At 54.4% G+C, this 15,886-nt stretch carries 23 protein-coding genes and 1 tRNA gene; 18 read left to right on the forward strand and 6 right to left on the reverse strand.

All coding sequences use genetic code 11. The features are described 5' to 3' along the window. Positions 1–3 precede the first annotated feature (3 nt). Complete coding sequence (gene ribD, locus SIB56_RS01120; RefSeq protein WP_413324738.1) at positions 4–1,134, forward strand: bifunctional diaminohydroxyphosphoribosylaminopyrimidine deaminase/5-amino-6-(5-phosphoribosylamino)uracil reductase RibD; 1,131 nt, start codon at positions 4–6, stop codon at positions 1,132–1,134. On the opposite strand, the gene SIB56_RS01125 is transcribed toward ribD, so the two are convergent. Then, on the reverse strand, positions 1,109–1,819 hold the full coding sequence (locus SIB56_RS01125) for a potassium channel family protein (RefSeq protein WP_413324739.1): 711 nt from the start codon (positions 1,817–1,819) through the stop codon (positions 1,109–1,111). The two genes, ribD and SIB56_RS01125, sit on opposite strands and share 26 nt — an antisense overlap. A gap of 149 nt (positions 1,820–1,968) precedes the next feature. On the opposite strand from SIB56_RS01125, the gene ftsH reads away from it, so the two are divergent. The 3 genes from ftsH to SIB56_RS01140 all read left to right on the forward strand — a co-directional run bounded on the left by ftsH (position 1,969) and on the right by SIB56_RS01140 (position 5,480). Continuing rightward, positions 1,969–3,846, forward strand: a complete 1,878-nt coding sequence (ftsH, locus tag SIB56_RS01130) for an ATP-dependent zinc metalloprotease FtsH (protein ID WP_413324740.1) — start codon at positions 1,969–1,971, stop codon at positions 3,844–3,846. A gap of 52 nt (positions 3,847–3,898) precedes the next feature. After that, complete coding sequence (argF, locus tag SIB56_RS01135; protein WP_413324741.1) at positions 3,899–4,855, forward strand: ornithine carbamoyltransferase; 957 nt, start codon at positions 3,899–3,901, stop codon at positions 4,853–4,855. 394 nt (positions 4,856–5,249) lie between these two features. Beyond that, the gene (locus SIB56_RS01140; protein ID WP_413324742.1) at positions 5,250–5,480 is read left to right on the forward strand and encodes a DUF1651 domain-containing protein; all 231 of its coding nucleotides are present in this window, start codon (positions 5,250–5,252) and stop codon (positions 5,478–5,480) included. 61 nt (positions 5,481–5,541) lie between these two features. Here the strand turns inward: SIB56_RS01140 and SIB56_RS01145 are convergent, their stop codons facing one another. After that, on the reverse strand, positions 5,542–5,805 hold the full coding sequence (locus SIB56_RS01145) for a hypothetical protein (RefSeq protein WP_413324743.1): 264 nt from the start codon (positions 5,803–5,805) through the stop codon (positions 5,542–5,544). A gap of 168 nt (positions 5,806–5,973) precedes the next feature. Continuing rightward, on the reverse strand, positions 5,974–6,450 hold the full coding sequence (locus SIB56_RS01150; RefSeq protein ID WP_413324744.1) for a septal ring lytic transglycosylase RlpA family protein: 477 nt from the start codon (positions 6,448–6,450) through the stop codon (positions 5,974–5,976). 146 nt (positions 6,451–6,596) lie between these two features. On the opposite strand from SIB56_RS01150, the gene SIB56_RS01155 reads away from it, so the two are divergent. From SIB56_RS01155 to SIB56_RS01180, 6 genes are all read left to right on the forward strand, one after another. After that, a complete protein-coding gene (locus SIB56_RS01155) occupies positions 6,597–7,334 on the forward strand; it encodes an alpha/beta hydrolase (RefSeq protein ID WP_413324745.1) in 738 nt (245 codons plus the stop codon). Between the two features lie 25 nt (positions 7,335–7,359). Continuing rightward, positions 7,360–7,506, forward strand: a complete 147-nt coding sequence (locus tag SIB56_RS01160) for a hypothetical protein (RefSeq protein WP_413324746.1) — start codon at positions 7,360–7,362, stop codon at positions 7,504–7,506. Beyond that, positions 7,503–7,760, forward strand: coding sequence for a hypothetical protein (locus SIB56_RS01165; RefSeq protein WP_413324747.1), 258 nt, complete (start codon positions 7,503–7,505; stop codon positions 7,758–7,760). Before SIB56_RS01160 ends, SIB56_RS01165 begins: the two co-directional genes overlap by 4 nt. Next, the gene (locus SIB56_RS01170) at positions 7,757–8,191 is read left to right on the forward strand and encodes a hypothetical protein (RefSeq protein WP_413324748.1); all 435 of its coding nucleotides are present in this window, start codon (positions 7,757–7,759) and stop codon (positions 8,189–8,191) included. The genes SIB56_RS01165 and SIB56_RS01170 overlap by 4 nt, the downstream gene beginning before the upstream one ends. A gap of 53 nt (positions 8,192–8,244) precedes the next feature. Beyond that, the gene (gene lexA / locus SIB56_RS01175; RefSeq protein ID WP_413324749.1) at positions 8,245–8,868 is read left to right on the forward strand and encodes a transcriptional repressor LexA; all 624 of its coding nucleotides are present in this window, start codon (positions 8,245–8,247) and stop codon (positions 8,866–8,868) included. Positions 8,869–8,946: 78 nt separating this feature from the next. Then, a tRNA-Ala gene (locus SIB56_RS01180) sits at positions 8,947–9,019 on the forward strand. Positions 9,020–9,299: 280 nt separating this feature from the next. Here SIB56_RS01180 and SIB56_RS01185 read toward each other — a convergent pair. Continuing rightward, positions 9,300–9,788 carry a hypothetical protein gene (locus SIB56_RS01185; protein ID WP_413324750.1) on the reverse strand — a complete coding sequence of 163 codons (489 nt, stop codon included), beginning with the start codon at positions 9,786–9,788 and terminating at the stop codon, positions 9,300–9,302. Between the two features lie 16 nt (positions 9,789–9,804). Here SIB56_RS01185 and SIB56_RS01190 point away from each other — a divergent pair, with 16 nt between their 5' ends. The 3 genes from SIB56_RS01190 to SIB56_RS01200 all read left to right on the forward strand — a co-directional run bounded on the left by SIB56_RS01190 (position 9,805) and on the right by SIB56_RS01200 (position 11,332). Further along, positions 9,805–10,068, forward strand: a complete 264-nt coding sequence (locus SIB56_RS01190; RefSeq protein ID WP_413324751.1) for a DUF1651 domain-containing protein — start codon at positions 9,805–9,807, stop codon at positions 10,066–10,068. Between the two features lie 113 nt (positions 10,069–10,181). After that, a complete protein-coding gene (locus SIB56_RS01195) occupies positions 10,182–10,934 on the forward strand; it encodes a hypothetical protein (protein ID WP_413324752.1) in 753 nt (250 codons plus the stop codon). A 143-nt stretch (positions 10,935–11,077) separates the two neighbouring features. Beyond that, complete coding sequence (locus SIB56_RS01200; protein ID WP_413324754.1) at positions 11,078–11,332, forward strand: hypothetical protein; 255 nt, start codon at positions 11,078–11,080, stop codon at positions 11,330–11,332. Between the two features lie 69 nt (positions 11,333–11,401). On the opposite strand, the gene SIB56_RS01205 is transcribed toward SIB56_RS01200, so the two are convergent. After that, positions 11,402–11,977, reverse strand: coding sequence for a hypothetical protein (locus SIB56_RS01205; protein ID WP_413324756.1), 576 nt, complete (start codon positions 11,975–11,977; stop codon positions 11,402–11,404). Between the two features lie 890 nt (positions 11,978–12,867). Between SIB56_RS01205 and SIB56_RS01210 the strand changes: the two genes are divergently transcribed. The 4 genes from SIB56_RS01210 (at position 12,868) to SIB56_RS01225 (ending at position 14,550) form a co-directional block, all read left to right on the forward strand. Continuing rightward, on the forward strand, positions 12,868–13,326 hold the full coding sequence (locus SIB56_RS01210; protein ID WP_413324758.1) for a hypothetical protein: 459 nt from the start codon (positions 12,868–12,870) through the stop codon (positions 13,324–13,326). Positions 13,327–13,563: 237 nt separating this feature from the next. Next, on the forward strand, positions 13,564–13,767 hold the full coding sequence (locus SIB56_RS01215; protein WP_413324759.1) for a DUF3104 domain-containing protein: 204 nt from the start codon (positions 13,564–13,566) through the stop codon (positions 13,765–13,767). 139 nt (positions 13,768–13,906) lie between these two features. Continuing rightward, the gene (locus tag SIB56_RS01220) at positions 13,907–14,200 is read left to right on the forward strand and encodes a hypothetical protein (protein ID WP_413324761.1); all 294 of its coding nucleotides are present in this window, start codon (positions 13,907–13,909) and stop codon (positions 14,198–14,200) included. A gap of 200 nt (positions 14,201–14,400) precedes the next feature. Then, positions 14,401–14,550, forward strand: coding sequence for a hypothetical protein (locus SIB56_RS01225; protein ID WP_413324762.1), 150 nt, complete (start codon positions 14,401–14,403; stop codon positions 14,548–14,550). Between the two features lie 376 nt (positions 14,551–14,926). Here SIB56_RS01225 and SIB56_RS01230 read toward each other — a convergent pair whose 3' ends face one another. After that, positions 14,927–15,178, reverse strand: coding sequence for a hypothetical protein (locus tag SIB56_RS01230; protein ID WP_413324764.1), 252 nt, complete (start codon positions 15,176–15,178; stop codon positions 14,927–14,929). A 207-nt stretch (positions 15,179–15,385) separates the two neighbouring features. On the opposite strand from SIB56_RS01230, the gene SIB56_RS01235 reads away from it, so the two are divergent. Then, positions 15,386–15,790 (forward strand): hypothetical protein, encoded by a 405-nt coding sequence (locus SIB56_RS01235; RefSeq protein ID WP_413324766.1) that lies wholly within the window; start codon positions 15,386–15,388, stop codon positions 15,788–15,790. Positions 15,791–15,886 lie beyond the last annotated feature (96 nt).

Here is a 15,886-nt window from a genome sequence, read left to right on the forward strand (position 1 = left end):
CTGATGCCCGATTCGGCCATCCAGGAGCAGCGTTGGATTCGCTGGATGCGCCGAGCTCTGCAGCTGGCGGCACTGGCGGAAGGTCGAACCAGCCCCAATCCCCTCGTGGGAGCCGTGGTTCTCGATTCAGAGGGTCGCCTGGTGGGGGAGGGTTTCCATGCGCGGGCTGGTCAGCTCCATGCTGAACCCGGGGCGTTGGCCCAGGCCGGGGAGGCGGCCCGCGGCGGCACGATCGTTGTGACCCTGGAGCCCTGCTGTCATCACGGCAGAACACCGCCCTGCACTGAGGCCATTCTCAGCGCTGGAATCCAGAGAGTTGTGGTTGCGCTGACAGACCCTGATCCGCGTGTTGCCGGTGGCGGCCTTCAGCGCCTGCGCGATGCCGGCCTGGAAGTGATCAGCGGCGTGTTGGCTGCAGAGGCTGCCCATCAAAACCGGGCCTTTGTGCACCGCGTGCGCACCGGCCGGCCCTGGGGCGTGCTCAAGTGGGCGATGAGCTTGGACGGGCGAACGGCATTGCCGAATGGCATCAGCCAGTGGATCAGCGGACCTCCTGCTCGCGCCTGGGTGCATGCCCTTCGCGCCGAATGTGATGCTGTGATTGTGGGTGGTGGAACCGTGCGTGCCGACGATCCGCTGCTCACCAGCCGAGGTCGCCGCTCGCCGGAACCGCTGCGGGTTGTGCTCAGCCGCAGCCTCGATCTACCGGCCACCGCTCAGCTTTGGCATCAGGATGTGGCTACCACTCTTTTGGCTCATTCAGTCGCTGCTGTGCAGGAGCCTCAGTCGCAACGGCTGGCCGATCTGCAGCGCCAGGGCGTGGAGCTTGAGCTTCTTGAGCGCTGTGAGCCGCTGCTCCTGCTGAATGCGCTTGCCGGGCGCGGCTGCAATCGGGTTCTGTGGGAATGCGGCCCTGCTCTCGCCGCCGCCGCTGTTCAGCAGGGCTGCGTTCAGGAAATTGCGGCTGTGATCGCACCGAAACTGCTGGGCGGTGAGCAAGCTCGAACACCATTGGGTCATCTGGGTTTCACGGCCATGGATCAGGTTCTGACGCTTAGCTGTGAGTCCGCGCGCAGCCTCGGAAACGACCTGCTGCTGCAGCTACAGCTCAGCTCTTGCGCAACTCCGAACTGAAGCGCCCGATCAGAATTCCCATCACCACCGCCAGATACAGCTGCCCGATCACACCTGTGCTGACAGCCAGCATTCTTGCCAAAGGATTCATCGGGGTGATGTCACCAAAGCCGACGGTGGTGAGGCAGATGAATGCGAAGTAATTGATCTGTGCAAACACGGGCATCCAATCGAGCACGCTGGCGTTACTCAGATCGATGCCGTTGGGCGTGCTCATCGGTTCGAAACTGTTGGGCTGGATGGTCTCAACCCCAACCATCACTAACCCTGAGGTCAGGCCGATCAACAGATATCCTGCCGCCGCTCCCATCAGCACACTCGAGTTCACGTGCTGCTCGCTGGCGAGTCGTTTCACCAGGCGCACAACACTCCATCCCACCATCAAGATCCAGCTAAGAACCAGAGGTACGCCGCTGAACTGCCAGTGCATGGGCGTGAACAGCCACAGCAGCTGGGTGAACAGGGCAACGAGCCCAAGCGCCTGATACATCCGGTCATGGACGCCAAGTACCTGCTTGCGCCGAATCACCAGCTGGGTGAGCAGCAGCGCGATCAGGGCGTAGCCGAGGTTGCCCAGCCAGGTGATGCGAGGGAAGGCGAAGCTCGTCATCACCAGCAGGCAGAGCGCCAGCAGCAGCTTGTAGATCGCTTCCTTCCTCTGAGCGCGGACGCGTTCCGATTGCACTGTGATTGATTCGCTAATGACGAGGATGCCGAGGTTTGCCGGAACCGGCGAGTGGCAACGCAATGATGCGGCGTTCGGTTCTCCGCCATCACCCTGCAACCAGGGTTTGGATCCCGGCTATAGCCTGGCGTGAGCCCTGGACGTGATACATGCCGATCCGCGAGGACGACAACCGCCCCAATCGCCGCTTTGGAATCCTCAATCTGGTGCTGATTGGTTTCGGGGTGTTGTTGCTGATCAGCAGCTTTATTCCCAATCAGGGAATGCAACAGGTGCCGCGTGTGCCCTATTCCCTTTTCATCGACCAGGTGAATGATGGCGCGGTCAAGCGGGCGTACATCACTCAGGATCAGATTCGATATGAGCTTTCTGAACCCGAGGAGGGAGCTCCCTCGGTGCTCGCCACCACGCCGATCTTCGATATGGATCTGCCTCAGCGCCTGGAGACCAAGGGCGTTGAGTTCGCTGCCGCACCGCCGAAGAAGCCGAATATCTTCACCACCATTCTCAGCTGGGTAGTGCCACCGCTGATCTTCATTCTGGTGCTCCAGTTCTTCGCCCGACGCTCAATGGGAGCCGGCGGAGCCCAGGGCGCTCTCAACTTCACCAAGAGCAAAGCCAAGGTTTACGTTCCCGATGAGCAGTCGCGTGTCACCTTTGCCGATGTGGCAGGTGTTGATGAGGCGAAGGATGAACTTACTGAGATCGTTGATTTCCTGAAGTCATCGGAGCGTTACACCGAGATCGGTGCTCGAATTCCCAAGGGTGTGCTGCTGGTGGGCCCTCCAGGAACCGGTAAAACCCTGCTCTCGAAAGCTGTTGCCGGTGAAGCTGGCGTTCCCTTTTTCATCATCAGCGGTTCCGAATTTGTTGAGCTGTTTGTTGGCGCAGGTGCAGCCAGGGTCCGCGATCTGTTCGAGCAGGCCAAGAAAAATGCTCCTTGCATCATTTTCATCGATGAACTCGATGCCATCGGCAAGAGTCGTTCCGGCTCAATGGGTGTTGTCGGCGGCAATGATGAAAGGGAGCAGACCCTCAACCAGCTGCTCACCGAAATGGATGGTTTCGCCTCCAAGGACAAGCCGGTGATCGTGCTGGCGGCAACCAACCAGCCTGAAGTGCTCGATGCCGCACTGTTGCGTCCGGGACGTTTCGATCGCCAGGTGCTTGTTGATCGCCCCGACCTCCCAGGCCGCAAGACCATTCTCGAGATCTATGCCAAGAAAGTGAAGCTGGCAGAGGGCGTCGATCTCGATCGCATCGCTCAGGCCACCAGCGGTTTTGCCGGTGCTGATCTTGCCAACCTTGTGAATGAGGCGGCACTTCTGGCAGCCCGTGCCAAGCGCACCAAGGTCGAGCAGCAGGATCTCGGCGAAGCGATTGAGCGAGTGGTCGCCGGCCTTGAGAAGAAGAGCCGCGTTCTTCAAGACGACGAAAAGAAGGTCGTGGCTTACCACGAAGTTGGTCACGCCATCGTCGGGCACCTGATGCCCGGTGGCAGCAAGGTGGCGAAGATCTCCATCGTGCCTCGTGGCATGAGTGCGCTTGGCTACACCCTGCAGCTGCCCACTGAAGAGCGCTTCCTTAATTCCAGGGAGGAACTTCAGGGTCAGATTGCCACTTTGCTTGGTGGACGATCAGCCGAGGAGGTGGTCTTCGGCAAAGTCACCACCGGTGCATCGAATGACTTGCAGAGAGCCACCGACATCGCTGAGCAGATGGTGGGTACCTACGGCATGAGCGATACCCTCGGCCCACTGGCATACGACAAGCAGGGGGGAGGTCGCTTTCTCGGAGGCGGCAACAATCCGCGACGCACTGTCAGTGATGCCACCGCACAGGCCATCGACAAGGAGGTTCGAGCCCTTGTCGATACTGCTCACGATCAGGCTCTGGCGATTCTTCGTCAGAACATGGCCCTGCTCGAGACCATCTCCCAGAAAATTCTTGAGAAGGAAGTCATTGAAGGCGAAGAGCTCAAAGAGATGCTTGATGCCAGCGTGATGCCTGAGGCAATTGCCGCCTGAGGCTTGACGGATTCACCGTTTGTCCCCGATAACACTCCTTTGAAGTCAGTCCATGACGTCCGCCACCACAAGCGTTGCTGCCGTCCTTTCGGCACTGAGCGGCAAGGATTTTCTGTCATCGGCGGATTCCACGGCTGAACAGACCGGCGCATTGCTCGAGCTGGCCAAACAGCTGAAGAGCGGTGATCGTCGCATTGATCTCGGTAATCGCGTTCTTGGGCTGATCTTCACCAAAGCCTCAACTCGCACGCGTGTCAGTTTTCAGGTGGCGATGGCTCGGCTGGGAGGGCAGACGGTGGATCTCAATCCTCAGGTGACTCAGCTGGGTCGCGGCGAGCCTCTGGAAGACACCGCCAGAGTGTTGAGTCGCTTCTGTGATGTGCTTGCCGTGCGCACATTCGCGCAGCAGGAGCTTGCCGATTACGCCTACTGGGCATCGATTCCGGTGATCAATGCCCTCACCGACCTTGAGCATCCCTGCCAGGCTCTGGCCGACTTCCTGACCATGCAGGAAGCCTTTGGTGATTTGCAAGGTCAGACACTCACCTATGTGGGAGATGGCAACAATGTCGCCCACTCGCTGATGCTCTGTGGAGCTCTGCTGGGGGTGAATGTGCGCATCGCCTGCCCCGATGGATTCGAGCCCCTGCCGGGTGTGCTCGATCAGGCCCGATCCCTTGCGGTGGGTGGAGCTGAGATCAGCGTTACCAGTGACCCTGCAGCTGCAGCCACCGGTGCGCAAGCGCTCTACACAGATGTCTGGGCTTCCATGGGGCAGGAGCAGGAGCAGCTTGAACGGGAGCAGGCCTTCCAGGGCTTCTGCCTGAATGAGGAGCTGCTTGCGAAAGCCGATTCGCGCGCAATCGTGTTGCACTGTCTGCCTGCCCATCGCGGTGAGGAGATCAGTTCGGAGGTGATGGAGGGCTCCGCAAGCCGAATCTTCGATCAGGCGGAAAATCGCTTGCATGCCCAACAGGCTTTACTGGCCGCTTTGCTGGGCGGTCTTTAGTTCTGGCTGGTTTCAGAGTGCGATAACAACGACCTTTGCATCAGAAGGCAGCCGCGGGTCAAGAGGTTGATTTGCCTGCACGCTTTGAGGCTTGTATCCGTAACTGATGCATTTTTTCTTAAGAATTGATTTCGCCAATTCTCCACGTCATTGGCCTGTTGTGGATTGGTCCTGAAAGTGCATGTTCTTGACATGTTGGGTAGCACGTACTGTGCCTTGGCAGCCTGATAGGCAACGCTACCCCTGGTTTAATCACGACTCCAAATCTTGATCTTTCCAGATATGGGGTCTTTGGTCGCCGGGTGGATGGATTTTGAGAACCGTTTCTGTCGTTACAGATTCGGGCGAACAGATGGCGTGCTTGTTAGAAACGAGATTCACAAAAAATCAACCAATGACGGACGGTTGGCTCAAGGACCCGCAAAAATTCTGGGCTGTAAGGTTCCATCGTGAATCGCAGAGCGGCACCAGTGATGTGCGCGTATTGGTTGATCATGGCAGGAAGTTGTCTGACAACGAACCTGCTTTATTGAAGTCACGTCGAAATATGCGTTATGAAGATGCTGTATCTCTATACAAAGAGCTTCAACACATTGGGTGGACTCACTGTGAAGCTGTTTGGTAAGGCTTTTTGAAGTGGTTGTGCTTGGAAGTTTCGTACGTCGCGATAATTTTTAGTGCAGATATTATTCAGACATAGTTGTACAGATGCTTTTATAATCGAGAGAATCCAGGCCGCCTTTTTGGAATTTAGTGATTTTCCAGTTCAACACACTTGCCGGGATCTTGAAATGCTTTTTGTGCTTACTGCAACTGCAGTGAACGATTAATTGACCCATCTGTGATTCATCGCCTGTGGCCTCAAAGTTGATTGCTTCGATGTCTCCAATTTTTTCATTTTTTTTGATTTTGCTGAATTGCAATAGATAATCAAGGCCAGAATCAGACATTGCGCCGGAATGAAATCGTCAATATTAGCGGCTCGATGCCCTGGTTTGAGCGAAACTTTGTGTTGACTTGTCTGTTGGTAGAAGCTCTGATAAGCAGCTCTCAAGGCCGTATTGATGGAGAGGATTGTATCTCCCACTCAGTCTTTCTTGTGAATCCATGCTTGATGGTTAGTTCAGCAATTCGCTGTTTGCTTCTTGGCTCTGCTGCTCAAGGACCTCAATCTCAACATTCGTTTTACCGTCATCATCCACGTTGAGAGCTACTGCTGCGCCATGCGCAAGGTCAATCACAGTGCCTTGTCTGTATGGCTTGCGATCATTAATAACAACGGTCACGCTTTCACTGTTGTCTAGACGTGTCACCTTCACCTTGGTTCCCATCGGCAGGCTGCTGTGAGCAGCGGTCATGGTTCCTTCTTTGAGAATCTCACCGCTTGTGGTCTTTTTGCCGTAATAACCAGGCCCGTACCAGGCAGCCTGACCTTTCACAGGCTGAGAGTCCTGCTGGATTTCAGAGGTGGAACTTTCTGGCGTAGCGGCTTTGTTGTTGACAGCTGTGTCACTGCTGTTTTGTTTGCCGCATCCGACGGAGCCGAGAATCAATAGAAGTAGTGCAAGCTTGAGAAGTCGTTGCTGGATACGCATCGAGAGTCAGGCGCTCTGTGCTGGAGCTAGCAAGGGTGTCAGTCGCTGTCAGCGCCCGCATCTCTGAAAACAGCTGTTGAGTTGCACTGTGCTGGAGCCTCAGGTGTTGATCAGAATCAAGGCAATGCATGGGTGCCGTTGAGTTCATGGCAGCTTCCCCGGAACCCTTCTCCATGGCTGGTGGGCCGCTGACTGTTGTGCTGGTGCATGGCTACACCGGCACTCCGGCTGAGTTCTCTCTCCTGGCAGATGCGATCAATGCTGAGGGGTTTGGCATCGAAGCCCCCCTGCTCGTCGGTCATGGGACCTGTGTTGAGGATCTGATGCCAGTGCAGCCCAGCCAGTGGCTGGCGCAGATCGATGCTGTTGTGATGCGTCTTCTGGCCAGCGGGCAGCGGGTGGTCGTGGCCGGCTTGTCGCTGGGTTCCATCCTTGCCATTCAGGCTGGGATGCGACATCCGGGTGTTGAGGCGGTAATCGCGTACTCCCCGCCGATTGTCAGTGGCGATCCGCGCGCCCGAATCGCGCCTCTGTTATCTCTTGTTCTTCCTTCAGTCCCTCGCCCTGCGGATGACTTTGTCGATCCAGCAGCAGCTGACCGGCTCTGGAGGTATCCGCGCTGGCCAAGTCGCTGCAGCGTGCGCATTCTTGGCCTGATTGCATCAACCCGTCGCCATCTGGCGGATCTTCATCAACCCCTGTTGGTGATTGCCAGCACACAAGACAAAGTGATCACGCGTGGGGGTGTGGAGATGCTCAGGGAGCGAACCAGTTCTGAGCGGGTGGTGATGCACTGGCTGGAGCGAACTGGCCATGTGATCACCGCCGATGCTGAGTGGAAAACAGTGGCTCATCAGACCCTGATTTTTTTGAAAGGCCTTTAGGGTCAATTCACTTCAGATTGAATCGATGGATCAGCAGGAAAAGGACAACTGGCAAAAGGTCCTTGAATCCCTTGAAGCGGCCGGTGATACGGAGAGCGCCTTTTATGTTCGCGCTCGCGCTATCTGCAGTGGCGAAGCTGATCCGATGCTTTCCTGGGAGGCTCAATCGTGACGATTGATCCAATTCAGCAAGGCCTGGAACGCTCCTTTGAAACCGAGCGATGGGCCCGATTGATTCGCGAATGCGATGACATCGAGACTCTTCGACAAACCGCTCAGTCATTGCTGCAACAGGTGACGCAGATGAAGGTCGCGAGCACCTGGATGGCGTCGAGAGCTTCCGAGTCTGAAAATGCCAAGTTGGAAATCCTGGCCAAACTGATCAAAGAGCGGTCTGAGCGACCGCATCAGGAGGGTGAACCTTGAACAACCTGGTTCGGTGCGGTGCGCTTGCGCTGACGTTGTCCATTGGAGGTACTGCAGTATTTGCAGAAACCTGGGCACCGTCTTCTGAACCGGCATTCTGGGCACAGACCCGCAAAACACTTCAGGCCTCTGGCGAGCTTTCGGCCCGCCCCTGGTTGTTCATGGAGGCGATGGATTCACCAAGCCTGAAAGCTGGTGAGTACCTCAGTGATCCATCGCGATCAGCTGTTGGGGTGGAATTCGATGCTGCTGTGTTGATGCAGCGTGCTGGTCAGAACGACTGGCAAGTTCGCGAGTTGCGCATGCGCGCTCTCTGTAATCAGAAAAGACTGCAGCGCAGCGGCACTGAGGGTCAGTGGCTCGATTATGTCGGCCGCAAAGATACGCCTGAAAAGGTTCGCTGGATCTGCACACAGCCTTTGACTGAGTGAGCTCTTGCCAACACTGGTGATCACCGGTACAAATGTATTGACGAACAGATGAATTGCCGGTGTCTTCTGGATCCCCCGAGCCGCTAACGACTGCTCAGCAGGAGCTTTATGACTGGCTCGTCGATTACATCGGCTGTCATCGTCACAGTCCGTCCATCCGTCAGATGATGCAGGCCATGGGCCTTCGCTCACCGGCGCCGGTCCAGAGTCGCTTGCGCCATCTTCAGCAGAAGGGGTGGATCACCTGGCAGGAGGGTCAGGCCCGCACCCTTCAGCTCCTGGGCGGAATCACGTCTGGAATTCCTGTGCTTGGGGCGGTGGCGGCTGGTGGATTGGTGGAGACTTTTGATGATGTTCAGGACCGTCTGGATCTGGCTCCCGTTCTGGAAACCCGAGGCCTGTTTGCGCTCACAGTGAACGGAGATTCAATGGTGGATGCCCATATTGCTGATGGCGATGTGGTTCTGATGGAGCCTGTTGTCGATGCGGCGCGCCTCCGGCAGGGAACGATTGTTAGTGCATTGGTTCCAGGCAGTGGAACAACCCTGAAACATTTTCATTGCGATGGCCTCACGGTTCGCTTGGAGGCTGCGAACTCCGCCTATGAGCCGATTGAGTTGCCTGTGGATCAGGTTCAGGTTCAAGGCAAGCTCGCTGCCGTTTGGCGCCAGATGTAAACGATGCTTCGCAAGGGTCGCTGCCGTTGTAAGCTTCGGCACGACGACGGCCAGGCCCACTGGTTTGACCGCGTTCTTGGGGCCATAGCTCAGCTGGTAGAGCACCTGCATGGCATGCAGGGGGTCAGGAGTTCGAGTCTCCTTGGCTCCACTGGACTTTCACCAAGTGGGACACCCTGAGTAGAGCAAAAGCTAGAGCAAAATTGTTCTGGCATTTGCGTTTTGCTCTAACTCCCGAGCGGGGCGGATTGGGCGACTCCTGAATCCAGCGGCTGATTGGACTAGACCCACAAGGGGTCAGACAGCCAGTCGCTCACTGAGAGCGGTGGTGCCAGCAACTTTGAAGACAGGACCGTTGGTGATTACGACACCAACGATGCGGTGTTCGGCGTGAGGCGTTTCATCTGCTGCAAATGATGAAGAGGAGGGGACTAATTCAAATAATAGGCGCAGTAATTACTTATCTGACTACTAAATTCAAAAAGATTGTCCGGCCATTTAGAGTATTTAATGCCAAGTTTTTTATAAGTGCTAACATATATCGATTCAGCTTCCTCGTTGGTATTGTTACGGAGAATTTGAGCCCAATACTGAGCACAAATTTCTATCTTCCGATCACGTTCTGACTGGCAGCCAACAAAAAAAGCGAGGAAAAAGCAATGAAGGCAATGGCAGGCAGACGTTTCATCACTTGCAGCCGCTATTGCACCTGATGTAAAGAGTGCTGTAACGGGTACCAAGACCGCCGAGATCCGCTTTCGACATATGAGGCTAGTAAAGATTGAGATTGCCAGGAGGGTAATCGATTCAGGAGTGGCAAGCTTGAGCCAGTCGTCTTTGCGCATGGTCGTCAGATGGTGTCTGTCCATCTGCAATGGCACCAGCGACTCTGTTGAGTCATCCCCCGTTGAAGTGATCATTCGCAATCGTTGATTGATGCCGAGTAAGGACAGGCCACTTGTTGATCGCCACGCACCGAAGAGAGGTGTCGGCTGGTTGGTGAATGACCAGCAAGGCAAGGTCTCCCAGTTCAGGAAAGACAATCCAACCGCGCATGCCCAGTGGGTTGTTGTGGAGACCAGACCAATACGTGGCGGTGGTCAACCAGTCATCAGACGCATGCTCAGGCATAACGCCATCGAGGCATGGGAAACGATGCAGAAGTCAGGTGGTTGGAGACGCTGTCAGCCCAAGTGGTGACGCCCCTGTGACCAACCTCACAGCCCTGCATGATGCAGGTCATCGAGTCATCCGCTGAATCCGGAGATGGTTTGTCCTTCGCGAGGGAAAAAACCTCCACCGCTTTCAGATCCATGCCTCACTACACGACCTACGGCAGCACCCTCTTCTCTGCTCAGCCTGCTGATGAGCTGACCGGCACCTTCAATGCCCTGAACGAAACAACCAACTTCAGACCCACCAAAGGCGAAAGCGTCAGCATTGTTCATCCAACTTTCAAAACGGGTTACGACCCAGGTCCGGTTGGATCACCTGTTGAGCTGAAAAGCTTGGACGTTGGACCTGTCAATAAAACAGCCGACAAAGGATGGTGGACCGTTGATGGTGCTGACTTTCGAGATTCCGAACTTGATGCACTGAACAAAACGACGAAATTTGACGACAGGGGATATAGCCCCATCAGCGGTGAAGGTGTCTTCAAGCCTCAAGACATCGACACCAGAGGCACTGTGATTGTTGGCGATAACCATTTCAAGCCAGGTCGTGGCGGCGACTCCCTGACCGGTGAAGGTCGTCCAACGAACAGCTGGAGGAATGCTGATCCCAGCCCCTTTGAAGACAGACACGTTGGTGACTACGACGCCAACGATGCGGTGTTCGGCATGAGGGAGAACATCGGCGGGCAGGCTGGTCCTGGTGGTACGACCTTCATGACTGAAAGCTTCGAACCAGCCGCTGGGATGGACAGCTTCGGGGAATCACTCAACCCTGTTCTTGAAGTCGGCAGCACTGCTGGTCCTGGTGGTTCGACCTTCATGACAGGACAGTTCGATATGCCCACTGACAACGTCGGCGGTCAGGCTGGTCCTGGTGGTACGACCTTCTGAGCCACGATGTTTCAACGCAATGCCCCGCTCTCGCGAGTGGGGTTTTTGTTTGCCTGCAGTGGGCGGGTGGAAGCGGTGTCCGCCTAGGTGGTGACGAACTTCCTTGTCTTTGGCTAGTCCTGACAGCAGCGGTCAATTCAGGCTTGGCAATTTCCTACGTCCTCGCATGGCGCGATCAAGGTTTCAGAGCAGTAGAGCCTTCATGCAAACCAGGACCTGACTTTGAGGTATGTAAGCAGGGTCAACTTCTCAGCAGTGCTGGACATTTGATCTGGGTTGTTGCAGCGTTTGCCATTACTGGGTTTGCCTGCTGGTTTGCCTTATCCGGCAGATTGAACCTGGCGATGGTGACTCTTGAGCAAAAGATCCGGCAGATGCGTAAATCTGGGAAAAAGTGATTCCTGCGTCACAACGAAATCAAACCCCTGGAGATCATGCAGAAGTCAGGCAGCTTGAAAAGGTGTCACTCAAAATGTTGAGATTAAGTTTATGAGCTTTGTCGAAGGCTTAAAATAGTAACTAATACCACAAATATCATCTGCCCTGACATCTATTAGTCCAGCATTTACGTGCTTATTTTGATTAAGCCACCATGCTGGAAAAGCAATGTCGGCATAGTAAACGCTGCCGTCTTCAGTTGTGTTTCTCGCTTGTGCATATGTTGCAAAAGCGCCAACACCTTCGCGGGGAAGGTTGTCACTAAATCTTGCATGGAATAAGGTGGCTTGGGTTTTACTATCTGAAAGCCTGCAGCTTATATTGTCCTTTAATTTTGCATCTGCAGAAGTGAGCATGTAGGTAATTGATGAAACCTTTCCGCCAGGATGAACTATTGCAAAGCATGAGTAAAGCTGCACGCGCTTGGCAGCTTTACCAAAAATTTTGCATTCGTTCTCGGTGAAGTCGATAATTGCCCATCGCGATCCCTCCCTTTCCTTGAACTCAATAGATTCGCTTTTTGGCAGCTCACTTGCAATCGCTCCTTGGATAAAGCCAAAAATGATTCCAAGATAAATAATTTTCGCTAATGATTTCTTTGTCACAAAAATCCTTTTTGATATATCCATTGATAGCAGACTTTTGATCTATGCCCATAGGTGACGTCTCAAACTTTTTCCTGCTTGCAGCCCAGGCGGCAGGTTTGCCCTCCTTCTAACGAGCGATACAGAGATTCATCTGGATAATTTCCGGATGCCGAATAAGGATAGTCCACAGTTTGAACGGCACCCACCAAAGAATGGTGTTGGTTGGTTGGTGAACACTCCGCAAGGCAAGATTTCCCAGTTCTGAAATGACAATCCGACTGCCCATGCCCAGTGGATCATCGTCGAGACTAGACCGCTGCGCTGTGGTGGTCAGCCTGTTGTCAGGCGGTTGCTCAGGCACAACACCATCAAAGCCTGGGGACCATGCAGAAAACAGGCGGGTGGAAGCGTTGCCAGCCCAGGTGGTAACGCACTTATGACCAACCTCACAGCCATGCTTGAGGCAGGTCATCGAGTCAGCCGCTTAATCCAGAGATGGTATGGGAGTCGATAGGTCTCAAGCAATGAATACTTTCTTCAGAGGATTAGGCAGTATTTCTCTCGGCACTCTTGCTGGTGCTGGGCTGGGAGGGGCGACGTTTTTCGCCACTGAAGTGCTCTTGCCGAAACAAGCCGAAGCGTGCCCTGCACATACCCCTGCAAATCAGGCGTTTGACCAAGTTCGTTTCGACAGATACGTCAATCTTGCTCATTAGGACTGATAGAGAAATGCCCTGAAGTCAGCTGTGGCACTGAATCTGTTTATCTGAAGCCACCGCCGCTGAAAGGGTGGTGAAGGCGCATCCCCCAAAAAGACCAAAGTCGTCTTGTGGTGTCAACCCAGGTGATGACTGCTCAAAGCGCAGCCAAGCAAAGCCCGGCATTATGCCGGGACTGATTACAACTCAATGCTCCGTTCCGCGATTACATCTACCGTCTCTCTCCTGGCAATAGCTCTTGTGAATCCTCTATTAAATGCAAATGCTCAGAGGGCTGGGGGTGAGTTCTACTGGTGCGAAGCGAAAGGCTTCACCTGGATTACTGACGCGGCAGGTAATCATCTCCCAGAAAAGAAGGCCGAGATCCGGTTGATGGTCGAAGTCGATGGACCAAACGGGAACGTGAAGTACAGGGAGCCTATCGAAGGAGATAATTGGGGTCCTTGGGGGCCTTGGCGTACTGCCATCTCTGACCGGTATGCAGACGGGAGTTGGAAGGAAGTTGAACTTATAGAGGAGATAATGAACACAAAAACAGAGATCACGATATTGAAAGATGAAGGGGAGAAGTTTGCTTTTGTGAGAACGCAGAGTACGGTGTTTCCAAAGTTCTTGACAGGAGCCGAAGGTGAATGCAGACGTTATTGATTAATTAAAGAAATGCCCTGTCAATTTGTGTCTCGCCTCCTTGGGAACCTTCTGATCGCAATCATTACTCCAGTCTTCAACACATGGCACGATTGAGCGCAGTAATTATTAGTTAAAGGCTTGATAACGTCGCTGAAAGGGTGGTGAAGGCGTATCCCCTGAACGAGCGAAACTGCGCTGCAGCAGCGGCACGCTCTGCCTGCTCGTAGCTAGTACTGGTGTTCTAGCTTTGTGGGCATGTCAGTTGATCGCGGGATCTGCAACCAGCAAGACCCTGCAGATCAGCCGGTCTTCCTGAGCGTTGTTCCAGGCATGACGGTGGTGGTGCGGCATGACCCCATGACCGGTGAGAAGGCAGATAAGGATTGGTGGATGGGTCAGGTGATTTACTGCGGCGGAGCTGATGCTGTCGACTGTTTGGAGCTGTACGGGCAGTCGTGATCGCTTCCGATTAGGGCGACAGGATTCGAACTTGCGACTTAGTGCCTCGAAAACACCAGGTGTGCTGATCACCACGATGATCTGAGTTGTTCACCAGAGATTCACCAGAACCTCTGCGCTTCTCCACCAGGTCTGTGCAGTGGAGTTCACCAGAGGTGCTGTGACCTTGAAGGAGTCGAGGGGCGCTCCCCCCAGCTATCCACTCCAGCCAGCCATGTCTGTTAAGTCTCTCTTCGTCTACACCCTTTCCATCACGCTGGGTATTGGCGCTGTCACGCATGCGAAATCGCAATTGATCGAGCAGGGACTTGAGGAGGCCGCTCAAACCGAGGAATTGGCCTATCGCACTGGCGTTCAGAAGACGAGCTGGCGCTATCGAACGAGACCCCAGTTCAGCTATGCGCCCAACCACTGGCACCGTTGGACTGTGTGACGGGGATTCACCACCGCGATTGAACGAGGTCACAACAAGGGTTCTCGGGGAAACCGGGAGCCCTTTTTTGTTGCTCATTCAGATTTGTGCTCACTTTGCGCTCACCCAGAAGGGGGAAAAGTACCAAAGAAGATCCTCCTAATGGGGGACGTGGAAATGCAGCAAAATCAGTGCGGTGATCTCAAGAGATAAAACCCGTTATGGCTGCAGAGAATTCCAATCCCACCTTTAATCCCGAGGGCGCAGTCGCTGAGAACCTCACCATCACTAGCACCAACGGGTCTGATGAGCTGAAGGGCGGCTTTGGTCACGACACGTTCTATGGCCTAGGTGGCGTCGAGTGTTCGTAATCGATCTCCCTACAACAAAATCCAGCAATGACGCCTCGCCAAGTGCGGGGGTTTGATTAACTGGCATCACCTTTGACCAATATCACTATCGACTGTGACACTCCTTATCACCTAATCAATGAATTGAAAAGATCTTGAGTGCATTAGCTGAGCTCCTTCGGCTTTGGTGTTCGCATACTCAAGTCAATGACGAGCCTTCTTCTCCTAATTGCTGTAGCTTACCTGCTTTTTTTATCGTCAAAATATTTAGAGAGTCAAATCTCAGCATTAGAGGAATGGAAACAAAATGTACTATTTGTTTTCGCTTTCGCTTTAATGGTTGAGTTAATTAGACATGGGTATATACCAAAAACTTCATACAGGTGGTAGTGCAGGTTCAGGCGGTGACGACATCTGAGATAATTACAAGCAACGAAAAACATCGCGCCCCGCCCAGTTCGGGCTTTTTGTTACCTACTTTTATTCCTCGTTCTTCAGGCTGAATGTGCACCGCCTGCGGATGCCACCCCTTGGTCAATCTGGAAGCTTGGGCTGACAACAGAGCAAGGCACTTGAGAACAGCACCTGGGGTGTGATCAAGATCATAGGCAGCTCTGTATGAGGTCATCAACTGACCATCTGAATTCATCGATCTTGTTGGTATCGCGAAGGCACATCCACACGCATTCCCAACTAACCCACACAAACCATGGCACCACAACACTTTCTTGTTTTGTTTCCCTTACAGGCTTTGCTGCTGTTCGCTCCAGCAGGGCAAGCCCACACCACCGGCACCACCCGGTTCGTCCCGGACGGTTTCCGCGGGGCGACATGTCGAGCCTTGAAGCCCGGGTGCATGACTAAACAGCAGTGGGCCAACTACTGCCGAAACACCTACCCGATGCACCACCTATGGCCCAAGAGTTGCCGCGATGCGATCACCTCGAATAGCCATAACCACCCTGAGCCTCCAACGCGCTTCCTGCCCGATAACCACAGGGGCCCTGCATGCTTGGCTTTGGCGCCATCCTGCATGACGCGACGCCAGTGGGCCAAGGTCTGCAAATCAAGGAACTACTACGTGCTCCCCAAGAGCTGCCGCGACGCCCTTGGGCTGCGTAGAAATGTCATGCCTAAGCCTCCAATCGGTTTCGTGCCCGGCTTAAGGGACCGAAGGGGAGTGACCTGCCTGGCTTTGTCGGAAGCCTGCATGGGCCGGGACGCGTGGGCCAAGGTTCCAAAATCACGATTGATGTTTTGAGGTTCTGCCGATGCTGGGCGCCCAGCATCGACGGGAGGGGCAAAAGCACTTGGGACTATTGATGAGCACGAAATCTTCTTCGGTACCGTTACCAAG

The organism is Synechococcus sp. MIT S9503, assembly GCF_047304175.1.
Lineage (GTDB): Bacteria > Cyanobacteriota > Cyanobacteriia > PCC-6307 > Cyanobiaceae > Synechococcus_C.

Bases quoted from the DNA above. Each gene is read 5' to 3' on its own strand.
- SIB56_RS01185 (WP_413324750.1), bottom strand. From the start codon at position 9,788: ATGATCACTTCAACGGGGGATGACTCAACAGAGTCGCTGGTGCCATTG.
- SIB56_RS01230 (WP_413324764.1), bottom strand. From the start codon at position 15,178: ATGAATTCAGATGGTCAGTTGATGACCTCATACAGAGCTGCCTATGAT.
- SIB56_RS01140 (WP_413324742.1), top strand. From the start codon at position 5,250: ATGACGGACGGTTGGCTCAAGGACCCGCAAAAATTCTGGGCTGTAAGG.
- SIB56_RS01190 (WP_413324751.1), top strand. From the start codon at position 9,805: ATGCCGAGTAAGGACAGGCCACTTGTTGATCGCCACGCACCGAAGAGA.
- SIB56_RS01225 (WP_413324762.1), top strand. From the start codon at position 14,401: ATGGCTGCAGAGAATTCCAATCCCACCTTTAATCCCGAGGGCGCAGTC.
- SIB56_RS01160 (WP_413324746.1), top strand. From the start codon at position 7,360: ATGGATCAGCAGGAAAAGGACAACTGGCAAAAGGTCCTTGAATCCCTT.
- SIB56_RS01155 (WP_413324745.1), top strand. From the start codon at position 6,597: ATGGCAGCTTCCCCGGAACCCTTCTCCATGGCTGGTGGGCCGCTGACT.
- argF (WP_413324741.1), top strand. From the start codon at position 3,899: ATGACGTCCGCCACCACAAGCGTTGCTGCCGTCCTTTCGGCACTGAGC.
- SIB56_RS01210 (WP_413324758.1), top strand. From the start codon at position 12,868: ATGCTCCGTTCCGCGATTACATCTACCGTCTCTCTCCTGGCAATAGCT.
- SIB56_RS01215 (WP_413324759.1), top strand. From the start codon at position 13,564: ATGTCAGTTGATCGCGGGATCTGCAACCAGCAAGACCCTGCAGATCAG.
- ftsH (WP_413324740.1), top strand. From the start codon at position 1,969: ATGCCGATCCGCGAGGACGACAACCGCCCCAATCGCCGCTTTGGAATC.
- SIB56_RS01145 (WP_413324743.1), bottom strand. From the start codon at position 5,805: ATGTCTGATTCTGGCCTTGATTATCTATTGCAATTCAGCAAAATCAAA.
- SIB56_RS01150 (WP_413324744.1), bottom strand. From the start codon at position 6,450: ATGCGTATCCAGCAACGACTTCTCAAGCTTGCACTACTTCTATTGATT.
- ribD (WP_413324738.1), top strand. From the start codon at position 4: ATGCCCGATTCGGCCATCCAGGAGCAGCGTTGGATTCGCTGGATGCGC.
- SIB56_RS01235 (WP_413324766.1), top strand. From the start codon at position 15,386: ATGACTAAACAGCAGTGGGCCAACTACTGCCGAAACACCTACCCGATG.
- SIB56_RS01195 (WP_413324752.1), top strand. From the start codon at position 10,182: ATGCCTCACTACACGACCTACGGCAGCACCCTCTTCTCTGCTCAGCCT.